11 protein-coding genes are annotated in these 13207 nt (G+C 42.1%); 5 read left to right on the top strand and 6 right to left on the bottom strand.

Translation table 11 applies throughout. From position 1 onward, the window contains the following. Position 1 precedes the first annotated feature (1 nt). On the top strand, positions 2 to 1951 hold the full coding sequence (locus E0F88_RS29255; RefSeq protein WP_131961892.1) for an acetoacetate--CoA ligase: 1950 nt from the start codon (positions 2 to 4) through the stop codon (positions 1949 to 1951). 57 nt (positions 1952 to 2008) lie between these two features. Here the strand turns inward: E0F88_RS29255 and E0F88_RS29250 are convergent, their stop codons facing one another. The 4 genes from E0F88_RS29250 to E0F88_RS29235 all read right to left on the bottom strand — a co-directional run bounded on the left by E0F88_RS29250 (position 2009) and on the right by E0F88_RS29235 (position 4890). Beyond that, the gene (locus tag E0F88_RS29250; protein ID WP_131961891.1) at positions 2009 to 2356 is read right to left on the bottom strand and encodes a hypothetical protein; all 348 of its coding nucleotides are present in this window, start codon (positions 2354 to 2356) and stop codon (positions 2009 to 2011) included. Positions 2357 to 2423: 67 nt separating this feature from the next. Beyond that, positions 2424 to 3005 (bottom strand): hypothetical protein, encoded by a 582-nt coding sequence (locus E0F88_RS29245; RefSeq protein ID WP_131961890.1) that lies wholly within the window; start codon positions 3003 to 3005, stop codon positions 2424 to 2426. A gap of 143 nt (positions 3006 to 3148) precedes the next feature. Further along, complete coding sequence (locus tag E0F88_RS29240; RefSeq protein ID WP_131961889.1) at positions 3149 to 4126, bottom strand: hypothetical protein; 978 nt, start codon at positions 4124 to 4126, stop codon at positions 3149 to 3151. 191 nt (positions 4127 to 4317) lie between these two features. After that, positions 4318 to 4890 (bottom strand): Crp/Fnr family transcriptional regulator, encoded by a 573-nt coding sequence (locus E0F88_RS29235; protein ID WP_131961888.1) that lies wholly within the window; start codon positions 4888 to 4890, stop codon positions 4318 to 4320. Positions 4891 to 5186: 296 nt separating this feature from the next. Here E0F88_RS29235 and E0F88_RS29230 point away from each other — a divergent pair, with 296 nt between their 5' ends. The 4 genes from E0F88_RS29230 to E0F88_RS29215 all read left to right on the top strand — a co-directional run bounded on the left by E0F88_RS29230 (position 5187) and on the right by E0F88_RS29215 (position 9708). Beyond that, entirely contained in the window at positions 5187 to 6890 is a 1704-nt protein-coding gene (locus E0F88_RS29230) for a S41 family peptidase (RefSeq protein WP_131961887.1), read from the top strand. A 90-nt stretch (positions 6891 to 6980) separates the two neighbouring features. Beyond that, complete coding sequence (locus E0F88_RS29225) at positions 6981 to 7733, top strand: SDR family NAD(P)-dependent oxidoreductase (RefSeq protein ID WP_131961886.1); 753 nt, start codon at positions 6981 to 6983, stop codon at positions 7731 to 7733. 72 nt (positions 7734 to 7805) lie between these two features. Next, positions 7806 to 8459, top strand: a complete 654-nt coding sequence (locus E0F88_RS29220) for a FadR/GntR family transcriptional regulator (protein ID WP_131961885.1) — start codon at positions 7806 to 7808, stop codon at positions 8457 to 8459. Between the two features lie 19 nt (positions 8460 to 8478). Further along, complete coding sequence (locus tag E0F88_RS29215; RefSeq protein ID WP_131961884.1) at positions 8479 to 9708, top strand: MFS transporter; 1230 nt, start codon at positions 8479 to 8481, stop codon at positions 9706 to 9708. A 23-nt stretch (positions 9709 to 9731) separates the two neighbouring features. Here the strand turns inward: E0F88_RS29215 and E0F88_RS29210 are convergent, their stop codons facing one another. Together E0F88_RS29210 and E0F88_RS29205 are read right to left on the bottom strand one after the other, a co-directional pair. Next, positions 9732 to 10400 carry a peptidoglycan DD-metalloendopeptidase family protein gene (locus E0F88_RS29210; RefSeq protein WP_131961883.1) on the bottom strand — a complete coding sequence of 223 codons (669 nt, stop codon included), beginning with the start codon at positions 10398 to 10400 and terminating at the stop codon, positions 9732 to 9734. A gap of 83 nt (positions 10401 to 10483) precedes the next feature. Beyond that, entirely contained in the window at positions 10484 to 13060 is a 2577-nt protein-coding gene (locus tag E0F88_RS29205; protein ID WP_131961882.1) for a zinc-dependent metalloprotease, read from the bottom strand. Positions 13061 to 13207 lie beyond the last annotated feature (147 nt).

Genomic DNA, 13207 nt, shown 5'->3' with positions numbered 1-13207 from the left:
TATGTCAACGGAAACAAAAGAATCACCACTTTGGAAACCAGGCCGGAGTCTGATGGAGCAATCCAATCTCAAAAAGTATATTGACTGGCTGTTTGTTAAAAAGGGGCTTTATTTCAGATCGTATAAAGATTTATGGGAATGGTCGGTGACAGACCTGGAAGATTTCTGGGAAAGTCTTTGGAATTATTTTCATATCAAATCGCATGATCTTTATCTGGAAGTAATTCAGAAACCAAAAAGCGGGATGATCGGGACGAAATGGTTTACCCGTTCCAAGCTTAATTATGCCGAACATATTTTCAGAAATAAAACAAAGGATCGTCCGGCCATCATTTTTCAGTCGGAACAAAATACTTTAACCGAAATATCCTGGGAAACACTTGAAGCCGACGTTGCCGCCGTATCAACCTGGCTGAGGCAGCGGGGAATAAAACCAGGTGATCGTGTTGGCGGTGTTTTGCCCAACATTCCACAGGCAGTGGTTGCATTTTTAGCAGTGAGTTCCGTGGGTGCAATATGGTCGTCCTGTTCTCCTGATTTTGGTAAATCCGCCGTTATCGATCGGTTTCAGCAAATAGAACCAAAAGTACTATTTGTAACAAACGGGCATGTTTACAATGGAAAAACGTACGACAGCACAAGTTTTATCCAGTCGGTCGCTTCTTCCCTGCCTTCCCTGAAAGATATTGTTCTTATTGATAATATTACCTCAGAATTTAAGCCCGACCGTTTTACTTCCTGGGAAGATATACTTCATTTGCCAAATCACGGTCTGGATTTTGACGCCGTTCCTTTTGATCATCCCCTTTGGATACTTTACTCTTCCGGCACAACAGCCAAGCCGAAAGCAATTACGCATAGTGTTGGCGGTTGCCTGACTGAGCACATGAAGGCACTTGTTCTGCACCAGAATGTTAAACCCGGAGATCGCTATTTCTGGTATTCGACTACGGGCTGGATGATGTGGAATTATGCGTTGAGCTCTTTACTTTGCGGTGCTACACTTGTTCTTTATGACGGAGCCCCTGCTTTTCCTTCTTCACAAGTGCTCTGGTCATTGGCAGAAAAGGCTAAAATTACACATTTTGGAAGCGGGGCGGCTTATTTTATCGCTTCCATGAGAGCAGGCGTAAGTATCACGTCCGACCGGCTTAAACATCTGGAAACAATAGGTTCAACAGGATCTCCTCTGACACCCGAAGCTTTTGAATGGATTTACAGTCATGTAAAAAAAGAGGTCTGGCTCATTTCACTGAGCGGCGGAACGGATATCTGCAGTGCATTTGTGGGAGGCTGTCCGATCCTGCCTGTTCATGCAGGAGAAATTCAGTGCCGGATGCTGGGTGCAAAGGTTGAGGCGTTTGATGAAGACGGAAATTCTGTAATTGATCAAACGGGTGAAATGGTTATTACCCAGCCAATGCCTTCCATGCCGGTACTTTTTTGGGGAGATGTGGATAATGAAAAGTACATGGCCAGTTATTATGAGATGTATCCAGACGTCTGGAGGCATGGAGACTGGATCAAAATTACGTCGCGGCAATCGGTCATTATTTATGGAAGATCCGATGCTACACTAAACCGTGACGGCGTCAGAATTGGAACCGCAGAAATTTACAGCGCCGTTGAAAGCATTCCGGATATCAAGGACAGCCTGGCGGTTTATCTTGAAAAAGAAGATGGCAGCGGTACGATTTCCTTGTTTGTTGTGCTGGCAAAGGACAAAGAATTAACAGAAGAACTTAAAGGCGGCATAAAAGACATTCTTCGGACCCAGTATAGTCCCCGCCACATTCCGGACACCATCGAGCAGGTGAAAGATATTCCTTACACGATCAGCGGAAAAAAAATGGAGGCACCTGTTAAAAAAATATTGATGGGAATGGATCCAGCCAAAGTTGTAAATCCTGATACGATGCGCAATCCGGAGTCTTTGGGGGAATTTGTTTGAGATATTTCTATTAAACCAGCAAAGGCGAGCCAACCAGACTCGCCTTTATTTTTATAGTTATTTTGCCTTAAAGGAGTTATGTTCTAAGTCGCCGTCCTTTTTTGCGAAAAAAATCAGATACGCCCTTCCGATGTCATTATGCTGGTCGGTTGGTTTTCCCCAGTATTTGTCAAGATAGTTGAGTACCTCCTCTGCACGTTCAGGAATAGGATCCGGCATTGGCCCGGTTGGAGAGTATCCGAAAATAGGTTTAGCAATTCCATTATCAATGATTTCTTGCACAATTGTGAATACGGCTCTTTTTAGCTCAGGGTCTTCCAATTCTCTTAATTTATCATGCCTATCCAGTAAAAAGATAATATCACTAATATTTTCGAAGAAAGGATCTGTAGCAATCAGTTCCATAATTAGCTCGAAATTGTTAATCTCTTGTTTCTTTAAGACATTGGCCATCACAATACTGATTAATTTACTAATTATTAAATCTAAACTCTCCTAATTTTTTCCCGCCCCTAAAATAATCTATGGTAAGTTTATAATAAGGGTTGCTAGCGACTGGACGAGCATTATACTTAATTCCTCCGACCTCTAAAATTTGAATAGGTCCTTGTGGAGTGGTAGCAACTGTTTGCCAGGAACCGCCATGCTTTTGTTGAATTAAATTTTTGTATTGACTGTAAGAATGGCTAGTAATTAAGTAATTAGGTGAGCTTATTCCTTTTGTTACGTGTGTGAATGTTATATTATTAGGTTTTAAATTTGTAGAAGTCATTACGAGTATGTTAGCAGCATAAACGTAGTAAGATGGACTTCTTAAAGCTTCATCCCACATAGAAAGGAGACCATCCAAATAGTTCTCATTCATTAAAGCAATCATTGCCCGGGATGGTGGTCCATTCAGATATATCAAATTGGCTGCGGAAGTATAATATTCAATATTTTCTTGAAATGAATTTAATTGGTCAGCTTTGATCATAAATTCTATTCCATAAGTAGAGTTACGCCAGGCATAGTAACTAATTAGGTTGCCATTGACGTCATAGTTTTTTGCCAAAGTGTAACTTCCTACAGTTAACTCCTCTCCGGCAACTTGCCGATATACTGCCTTTATTGATTTCGCGCCTCGGAAATTTTCAATAAGAAATAGTGAAATACCTTGCCCGGTAATAGGGTCATTTAAATTTTGAATAATTGTTTCTAGCTCAGAATCATTGTAAAAAAAGATTCATCAATTGGGTATCTAACCGTTATTGGTCCAACAGGCGTCGTTGGATTACAAGGTGGTAACTGATTGCTTGGTACCCAGGTTCCCGGTGGTATGTTGGGATTGCAGGAAGGCGTGTAATTACTTCCATTGCCAGATGAGGTCCCGGTTCCGCCGCTGTTGTTAGTGTTTCCAGCTCCAGTGCCTCCGGTATCACCTTGCCCACCAGCAGGCTCCGGATCATCTGTTACCAGGGTGACAGTATAGCAAAATTCGGGTGCGCAGATAAGACACATGTCGCAGTCAAATTTGTCAATGCATGTACAGTTTGCTGCTATTCTGACACGCATACACTCAGTATATGTTCCTGCACTATAATCGGAAGTTTTACTATTCTGCAAAGTTGAAGGATTAATGTTGAATGCCTTAACCTGACCATCTTTGCTGTACCGGTACATTTTAAGATATTCCCCTTCCCATGTTCTGACCATTATATCACCCGTATAGACGTCTCTTTTTCCATAAAGCCAGGATGAATCGGGGAGCAGAGTTACCCATTCAGTAACTATGTTTTTTTGCTTGTCCTTATACATCATCAAATAATTTAACTGATCGTATGGAACATAAGCTCCAGTTTTTTTATCAATGACTAAATTTAACTCTTCAAATCTCATGGGCACAACAACCGCATCCCCAAATGATATCTGCTTGTACCCTGCTTTTTCCCATTTACTTGATTTATGTTCAAATAACTGCTCTGCATTATAAGAATGACTTTTTTTAATTGTTGCCGAACTGAAGTTGGTATCAAAATACCTTTTTGCTTCCTCTATGGATAAATTTGATATCGAATCATGTGACTTATTTAATAAATCTGTTTCAGTAGTAACCAATTCTTTTTGACAACTTAAAATAAGCAGCAGGACAAAAGGAATAAGTGAATGACGGATTAAGGTGGCTAATTTTTTCATAATTTTACCTTAGTTTAATTGTGGAAATAGTTAAACTGTCGCAAAGCCGCCTTTAGCTGTGGGGACCAACCGAAAGCTATCCGGCGGCTTTGTTTTTGGTAAACCTAAATGATAAAAAGCTCACTGTCAATACATCAACCATTTTCTCAACATAGGTTGATCCGTGTAGCTACATTGAATTTGAATTGATCTTAACCCCTTTGAGCATATTCCTTTCTGACGCGGGAAAAATGGGTAGGTGTTATGCCCAGATAACTGGCGATGTGCTGCATTTTGACCCGGTTCACAATATTTTTGTGGGTTTCTATAAATCTTTCGTAACGTTCATAGGCGGTCAGCACGTGCAGGCCATACATCCGGTTTTCGGCTACGCTCATGTAGCGGTGCATAAATACAAACGCGAGCTGATACAGATTAGGGAATTCATTTAAGAACTGCTGGAACTCCTGTTTTGAAATACTATAAAAACTGACGGGAGTACAGGTTTCTATAAATTCTGTTGATGGATTTCCATTCAGGAAACTTTCGGTAGAAAAGGCCGGATTCCCTTCCGCGGCGAACCAGTTGGTCCATTCGTTGCCAAAAACTTTATAATAAGAGCGGACGACTCCCTTTTTTATAAAATATAAATGCTGCTGTTGCTGACCGGGCGAAAGAATCAGCTCATTTTCAGGCAGATCAAGCCGCGTTACGTGTTGTAGAAATACCCTGATGGCATCCGGACTTACCAACGAAGCAATATCGCTGTCGGGAAATTTGAGCATAGGGGGATGAAAAGTGCAACCAGTTTTTTGTTAAAGCTTTTCATTCCGTTGCGTAAATATATTTATTTCTACGTAATTCAGTATATATACAATTTTTTCGACTACGTTTTGTTTATTTTGATGGGTATTAACAGAACGATTACGGGCTGTCATCTTGTTACAGAAATAAAGAGCTGTCCTTTGTTTTAAGCACTGATATAGTTCCGTATATTTAATTCTGCGGACAAGGATAATGCCGCCGATACGTTTACTTTGATATTTAAAAGCAAGAACTTTTTCCTACAAACGGTTAATAAATGAATCAAGAAAGCCCTGAACAGCCTGTTCGCAACTCCAAATCGGTCATTCGCCTTCCTATCATCGTCGCGATCACGCTTGCGGCAGGCGTACTCATTGGCAGCACATTTTTTAGCGGAGGAAAAAGCCTTACAGATGTCGCCAAAAGTTCTGCCAAGTTCCGTGAAGTGCTGATGTATGTAGAAAACAACTACGTGGATTCGGTTAACACTGAAGAACTGGTTGACTATTCCATTTCAAAAATGCTGGAAAAACTGGACCCGCATACATCTTACTTCAACAGTGAAGAAGCAACAGCAGCCAGGTCTCAGCTTGAATCGGGATTTGACGGAATTGGTGTAGAGTTCAATATTTACAATGACACTGTTTATGTGGTGACACCTTTAAGCGGCGGACCTTCGGAAACCGCCGGGATTCAGAGCGGCGACCGTATCATGATGGTCAACAAAGAAAAACTTTCCGGTCCAGGTGTTACCAACGCACAGGTATACAAACTTTTACGCGGCAAAAGAGGAACAAAGGTTGACCTTTCTATTGAACGCGTTGGTTTAAAGGATAAAATGAATTTCGCCGTTGTTCGCGACCGCATTCCAACTTACTCTGTTGACGCATCCTATATGGTTGACAATGAGATCGGTTACATTAAGGTTAGCCGTTTCTCAGAAACAACTTTTGATGAATTTAAATCAGCCTTAAAAACACTTAAAGCGGACGGGTTGAAAAAGCTGATATTAGATCTTCGTGGAAATCCGGGTGGTTATATGGAACGGGCTACAAGCATGGCCGATGAGTTGATTTCCGGAGATAAACTATTGGTGTACACAGAAGGAAAAGACAGCCGTTTTGATCGAAAAACAAGATCTCACGTAGACGGTACATTTGAGAAAGGGCCTGTAATCGTTTTGGTTGATGAAGGAAGTGCTTCTGCTTCGGAAATCCTTGCAGGTGCATTACAGGATCACGACCGCGCGCTGATCGTTGGTCGCCGGTCTTATGGTAAAGGTTTGGTACAAATGCCGATCAAACTTTCTGACAATTCAGAGTTGCGTCTAACGATTTCACGTTATTATACGCCAAGCGGACGCAGCATTCAAAAGCCTTACGAAATGGGCAAGGGCGATGATTACAGCCAGGATTTGTCCCATCGTTACGAAAGCGGTGAACTTTTCAATGCCGACAGTATCAAATTTGACAAAAGCAAGGTTTACAAAACCGATGGCGGCCGTACCGTTTATGGCGGCGGAGGTATCACGCCTGACTTTTTTGTTCCCCGTGATACGCTTAACAACAGCAAGTACCTGTTTGAATTGTATGCCAAAAATATCATCCGCGAATATGCACTTAGGTATGCAAATGAAAATTTGAAAAAACTGGAAAAGCAGCCCTTCAACGACTATTTGAAATCCTTTCAGGTATCGGATGCCATGCTTGGCGAATTGGTGAAAGACGCTACGAAAGCGGGTATCAAAGCAAATGAGAAAGAGCTCAAGCTTTCCAAACCTGTGATCGTTGCCCAGACAAAAGCAATTATCGGCCGGTATGTTTGGGGCAGAAAACAAAAAAGCGGACTGAACAACGAAGTTTTCCAGGTTATCAATCCAACGGACAATGTTTACCAGCGAGCTCTTCAGCTTTTTGGACAGGCTTCTCAGTTGGAAGCTGGTGATTTCAGTAGCCTGAATACGGTTAAAGGGAAAAAATAAGGGAGGAAGGAGGAGGGAAGAAGGAAGGATGAGAGTCTTTTGACTATTTAGGTACGCTCTTCAATTTAATTAATTAGTTACAAATTTTTTATGTCTCGTATTGCATTGATCACCGGCGCTACGTCGGGAATTGGTAAGGCCACAGCAGCAGCATTTGCATCATCCGGAATAGATCTGATACTATGCGGTCGCCGCCAGGAACGGTTAGACGAAATTGCAGGAATATTATCTGCTCAGGTAAAAGTTACCACGTTGTTATTTGATGTAAGAGACAAAGGATCGGTACTTGCTATGATCGGCTCATTGCCGGACCATTGGAAAAACATCGACATTTTGATCAACAATGCAGGAAATGCGCATGGTCTGGGTTCATTAGACGAAGGCGATCCGGACGACTGGGATGCCATGATCGATGGAAATGTAAAAGGACTTTTGTACGTTTCCAAGGCGATTATTCCCTTGATGCTGGAACAGGGAAAAGGTCATATCGTAAATATTAGCTCCATTGCCGGAAAGCAAACCTATGCCAACGGAGCAGTTTATTGTGCTTCCAAAGCAGCTGTTGAAGTTTTGAGTGAAGGAATGCGTCTGGAACTAACCCAGCACGGTATCAAGGTAACCAATGTTGCTCCCGGAGCGGTGGAAACTGAGTTTTCCTTGGTTCGTTTCAAAGGAGATGAAAGCCGTGCTGAAAAAGTGTACCAGGGTTTTGAGCCGTTGCAGGCCGGTGATATCGCGGATGCAATTCTTTATGCAGTAAATGCTCCGGCGCGGGTCACCATAGCAGATCTAACCATCCTGGCAGCAGCACAATCAGCGGCAACAATTATCCATAAAAAATAATTTTTTTCGGTATCAGCCTTAACTCCATAAAATTTTTTCTAATTTTGAAACATCAGATGATATGATGAATAAATGATCAAAAGACAAAGTTTAGCGGATGAGGTTGCAAACAGGCTTGTCCAAAAAATAACGGAAGGTGAATTTGCCATCGGCGACAAACTGCCAACCGAGCCTGAATTGATGGCATTGTTTGGTGTGGGCCGCTCAACGGTCAGAGAGGCAATCCGAAACTTGTCGCACACCGGCCTGGTTCGCGTTCAGCAGGGCTTAGGAACATTTGTTGAAAAAAAACAGCCGGTTTCGGAATCTATATCTGATCGCTTTTTACGGGCAAAAGGAAAAGAGTTAAATGAAGTAAGGCAGTTGATTGAGCTTAAAATTGCTGAAAACGCAGCGCTCAACCGCTCAGAAACGGATATTTTACAAATGAGGCATCACCTGGAAAGGCGTAAGGAAATGGCAATCGCCAATATTCCTGATCAATGTATTCAGGCTGATATTAACTTTCACCTTGGAATTGCAGTGGCGGCTAAAAGCGAAATATTGCTGGACCTCTACAAGACTGTCGCCAACCATTTACAGGAATATTTTTTAGAATTATTTATTGATACCGAAAGTTTTATTGCTACGCAGCACATGCACGAATCGCTGTTGCAGAGTATTATAGATCAGGATCCGCAGAAGGCATGGGAATGGGCAGCTAAAATTACAGGCCAGCCGGTTTAAGAATTTGAATAGCACAATTATGAAAACAATCGAACAACAACCTTCGGGTTCCGTTGCTGCGGCCGTCAGCCCTCAGCAAACCGTATTTCCCATCTTACTGGCGTTAAGTTTTTCTCATTTACTGAACGATACAATGCAATCCCTCATTCCATCGATATATCCGATGGTAAAGGATTCTTTTCGTCTTAGTTTTTCCCAAATTGGCCTAATCACTTTTACTTTTCAAATCAGCGCATCGGTTTTGCAGCCATTGGTTGGTTTATATACAGACAAAAAGCCGCAGCCTTACGCGCTGGCAACCGGCATGTGTTTTACTTTGCTGGGGCTGGTTTCATTGTCGCTCGCAAACAGTTTTCATCTTGTATTGGTGTCTGTGGCTTTGATTGGAGTAGGGTCTGCGATTTTTCATCCGGAGGCTTCACGTATTGCCCGAATGGCCTCAGGCGGAAGACATGGCATGGCTCAGTCGTTATTTCAGGTAGGAGGGAATGCCGGGAGTTCTCTTGGTCCGTTGCTGGCGGCTTTGATTTTGCTGCCATACGGGCGGTTTCAGGTGATCTGGTTTTCGCTGGTGGCATTGCTGGCCATCATTATTTTGTCAAGAGTAGGAGGCTGGTACAAAAACAACATGCATCTCAACTTTAAAAAACCGATTTCTGGTGAAGGTGAGTCTTCTGTTTTAAAATTGTCAAAGGGAAAGATTACTCTGTCACTTGGAATACTGCTGCTGCTGATTTTTTCCAAGTATATTTATATGGCAAGTTTGTCCAGTTATTTTACTTTTTACCTGATTGATAAATTCGGTGTTTCTATTCAGACGTCACAGATATATTTGTTTGCCTTTCTGTTTGCAGTAGCCGCGGGGACATTTATTGGCGGGCCCGTTGGCGACCGAATTGGCAGAAAATATGTGATCTGGATCTCCATTCTTGGCGTTGCGCCATTTGCTTTGGCGTTGCCTTATGTAAATCTGTTCTGGACCTGCACGCTGAGTATCATTATCGGCTTGGTTTTATCCTCCGCATTTTCGGCAATACTGGTGTATGCTCAGGAACTCATACCGGGTAAAGTAGGCATGATCGCCGGACTGTTTTTCGGATTTGCATTTGGTATTGCAGGAATCGGTTCTGCCATCCTTGGAAATCTGGCGGACAGAACGAGTATTGAATATGTATTTTGGGTATGTTCATTCCTGCCGCTGATTGGTTTGCTGACAGGTTTTTTACCTAATTTAGAAAAGAAGAAATAAAACGATTTCAGTTAGGGCTTACTTTAAATTCGTAAAATCAAATTCGGATCAGGACAAACAAATAAAAAATATTCTTTCTCTTTAAGACTGCAAACACCAGGGTAATCACCTTTGTAATTTTTTATATCTGAAATTACCTGAAAATGTAAATGCGGCGGCCAGTCGCCGTTTTCCGGATGATTTCCTATTGCAGCGATCCTGTCACCTGCCAGAAACTTTTTCCCTGTGTACAAATAAGTGAGAGAGTCCAAAGATAAATGTCCATAGAGCGTATGAAATTTCACGCCTTCCAGTTCGTGTTCGAGAATGATCGTTGGTCCATAATCACCCACATGATCATTAAATGCAAAGCTGTGCACTTTCCCATCTAATGGTGTAAAAATATTTTCGCCAGCTGGCGCCCAGATATCAATGCCTAAATGAATACAACGCGGATTTTCTTCCTGTTTGGAAAAGTGGGCAAGCTGTCTGTAAATCACCCTTTTTTCACCATAACCTCCAATACCTGTATATGTTGAATGATCCAGCATTTCTTCAAACACATAATCGGTAAACACAGAAGTTTTGGATAGGTCCCGTTGTAAGAGATCCGGGTTGCTTCGAGAAAAATCTAACTTTTTAAAAGGCAGAGGGTTTCTGATAACCTCAGCGAACTTATGGTGCTGCTGCAGAATGTCGGAGAGAGATTTCATTTAAATCAGGTCATTTGAAACAAAAAAGGGTTGACAAGTAGGCGGTCATCTGCTTCTTATCAACCCTTTAAGTTATAAATATATTACTTAGGATCCAGTGCAGATTTGATTCTCTGCTGAATATCCTTTAAGTGATATTTACTGATTTTATCCGTTGTTTTTGGAATTGCAGCCTGGATTGAGCTTTTCAGGTTCTCCAGATGTGCACGGGTTATAGATGGCAAATCTGTTTTTTCAAGATCAACCGAGCGGGTTGAATAACCGTAAGTAACACCAACCGGTACGGATTGAACGTTGGTTTTACCCGGTTTTAACATTGAAATCAGTTTATCAACATATATCTTTTGCAAATTTCTGCGATACATGTCAATGCTGGTACCTTGTTTTACTTCTGACCAGATTCCACCTTCGAGTTCACTAAACAGATCATCAAGCGAATAGAATTTTGAAGAAATACCGGTTTCCATCAATCTCACAGCCCTGTCGCCGGCAAACAGTGAATTAAGTGCGTAATCCTGTAAGGCTTTAACCGCTTCCACACCGGACTCAGGCTTTATTTTACTCATAATAGACTGATCCAAAAGCCAAACCGGGGTTTTGAACAATTGCGTATTCAGGAAAGCAACTGCTTCTTTTTGCGTAGCCTTAGGAACAGTTATAAATGTTTCGCCTTCTGTATCATAAGTTTTCGGAGTGTCATAAATTCCACCAACATTTTTAATTACATGGCCCAGATAACGGCGATACTGTGATACAACATTGCCATACAGTTCTTCCAGTTCCTTATAGCTTTCGCCATCTTCCTGGCTCCATTCGGTCAATTTCGGAAGGATACGTTTCAGGTTTTTGATACCATATTCAGAAGCTTTCATAGCATTATCACTCAAATCCTCAGTTTGGTAACGCGGGTCATAAGGGCTCATTTCTGTTCCAAAACGTAATCTTGGATTTTTGTAAGCTTCCTTGGTCATTACATTCAGCAATTTTTTATCGGCTTCGGCATCTTTTGTATCTGATAAGGTGCTGTAACCCCATTGTATCGCCCAGATGTCGTAATCTCCGATTCTTGGAAACAGATTGGTAATGCCATCTTCAGGCTGCGCAACGTAGTTGAAACGGGCATAATCCATGATTGAGGAAGTATGTCCGTTTTTCTCGGTCCAGGCTTTGTCACGCAGCTTTTCAACCGGTGTTGCCGAGCTTGCACCCATGTTATGTCTTAAGCCCAGTGTATGGCCGATTTCGTGGGAAGAAACGAAGCGTACCAATTGGCCCATTAACTCATCGTCAAATTTTTTAGTGCGTGCCTTTGGATCCACCGCGGCTCCCTGGATAATATACCAGTTACGAAGCAAACGCATTACGTTATGATACCAGCCCACATGACTTTCAAGTATTTCTCCGCTTCTGGGATCGTGTACATTAGGTCCATAGGCATTCTGAATGTCGGCCGCAAAGTACCGGATCACCGAGTAGCGGGCATCTTCAAGACTCATTGTCGAATCTTTTTCAGGCCAATATTCACCACGAATTGCATTTTTCCAGCCGGCTTTTTCAAATGCAACCTGCCAGTCGTCCACACCTGCTTTCAGATATTTACGCCATTTTACCGGCGTAGCAGGATCAATGTAGTAGATAATCGGTTTTTTGGGTTCGATCAGCTCACCATTTTTCTGGCGTTTTGCGTCTTCCGCATTTTTTGGTTCAAGTCTCCATCTCACCGCAAAAACTTCTTCGTCGGAGCGTTGTGATTCTTCGCTGAAAACGGCATACTGATTTGCAAAAAAGCCAACTCGGCTGTCAAACAACCGTTTTCTCATCGGTGTTTTTGGAAGCAATATCAGCGACGTATTCATCTCCATTGTTACAACACCCGCATCAAGCCCCGATGGCAGGTACCTACCGACCGAAGGGGCCGGCGTCATGGATATCGTTTGCGGTACAACAGTAAATGTTTTGATGGTACGTATTTCGGTGTTAATCGGGAAACTGCTCATTTTTTCTATAAAAGAGGCTTCCTTTTTAAATGCGGCCAGCTTGAGCAATTGTTTGGAAACACTGCTTAATGAGAATACTTGGTTGTCGCTGTTAAAAAAGTCGGTAACGTCAATGACGGAAGAATTGCCAGCCTGATCTTTTTTTACTGCTTTAATTTCAAACAAGCCAATGATTGGATCTGAGTTTGAGTTTTTTACAGCCTGGAAAATTGGTTTGGTACTATCTCCGCTAGCCACGACAACGGTTACGGAACGCAGCAGCAGATTGTTGTCCATGCCTCTTTCCCAGCGGATCATTTGTCTGTTAACTTCTTCGCCGCCAAAAATTCCGCCACCAGCAGCTGTTTTTGAATAGCGCGTTACGGCCATGATATCGTTATTCAGTAACGAATCAGGAATTTCGAAATACCATTTGTCGGATACTTTGTGGGTGGAGATCATTCCTTTCTGACTGACCGCAGACGTGTCAATTACCTCTTTGAAAGGCTTTGGCCCTTTCTTTTTGTCGTCCTTTAGTTTGTCTTTTACTGCGGTAGCTACCGCGTCGACAGCCTTGTCAATTTTGGCGTCCTCTTTTTTCTTTTCTTTTTTCTTTTGTGCAAAAACATTTGACATACACAAAAGCAGCATTACCGTCAGAAGAAGGTAGCGGGTCAATTTCATAAATTGTCAGAAAGTTATAGTTAACAGAATCCGCAAAAGTATGAAATTGATTTGTAGGACAATTAATTATTGGATGAGTGGAGAAGAAACAATTAATTTCACCAGGAAACTTAAAAGCGATAAAAGTCAATTATTGCTACCAGGCCG

Source organism: Dyadobacter psychrotolerans, assembly GCF_004349265.1.
GTDB classification, from domain to species: Bacteria; Bacteroidota; Bacteroidia; order Cytophagales; family Spirosomataceae; genus Dyadobacter; species Dyadobacter psychrotolerans.
Note: the sequence above shows the minus strand (reverse complement) of the source record. Positions and strands in the feature narration are given on the sequence as shown.

Coding starts and splice junctions, on each gene's coding strand:
- E0F88_RS29255 (WP_131961892.1), top strand. CDS start 2: ATGTCAACGGAAACAAAAGAATCACCACTTTGGAAACCAGGCCGGAGT.
- E0F88_RS29250 (WP_131961891.1), bottom strand. CDS start 2,356: ATGGAACTGATTGCTACAGATCCTTTCTTCGAAAATATTAGTGATATT.
- E0F88_RS29240 (WP_131961889.1), bottom strand. CDS start 4,126: ATGAAAAAATTAGCCACCTTAATCCGTCATTCACTTATTCCTTTTGTC.
- E0F88_RS29235 (WP_131961888.1), bottom strand. CDS start 4,890: ATGCTCAAATTTCCCGACAGCGATATTGCTTCGTTGGTAAGTCCGGAT.
- E0F88_RS29230 (WP_131961887.1), top strand. CDS start 5,187: ATGAATCAAGAAAGCCCTGAACAGCCTGTTCGCAACTCCAAATCGGTC.
- E0F88_RS29225 (WP_131961886.1), top strand. CDS start 6,981: ATGTCTCGTATTGCATTGATCACCGGCGCTACGTCGGGAATTGGTAAG.
- E0F88_RS29220 (WP_131961885.1), top strand. CDS start 7,806: ATGATCAAAAGACAAAGTTTAGCGGATGAGGTTGCAAACAGGCTTGTC.
- E0F88_RS29215 (WP_131961884.1), top strand. CDS start 8,479: ATGAAAACAATCGAACAACAACCTTCGGGTTCCGTTGCTGCGGCCGTC.
- E0F88_RS29210 (WP_131961883.1), bottom strand. CDS start 10,400: ATGAAATCTCTCTCCGACATTCTGCAGCAGCACCATAAGTTCGCTGAG.
- E0F88_RS29205 (WP_131961882.1), bottom strand. CDS start 13,060: ATGAAATTGACCCGCTACCTTCTTCTGACGGTAATGCTGCTTTTGTGT.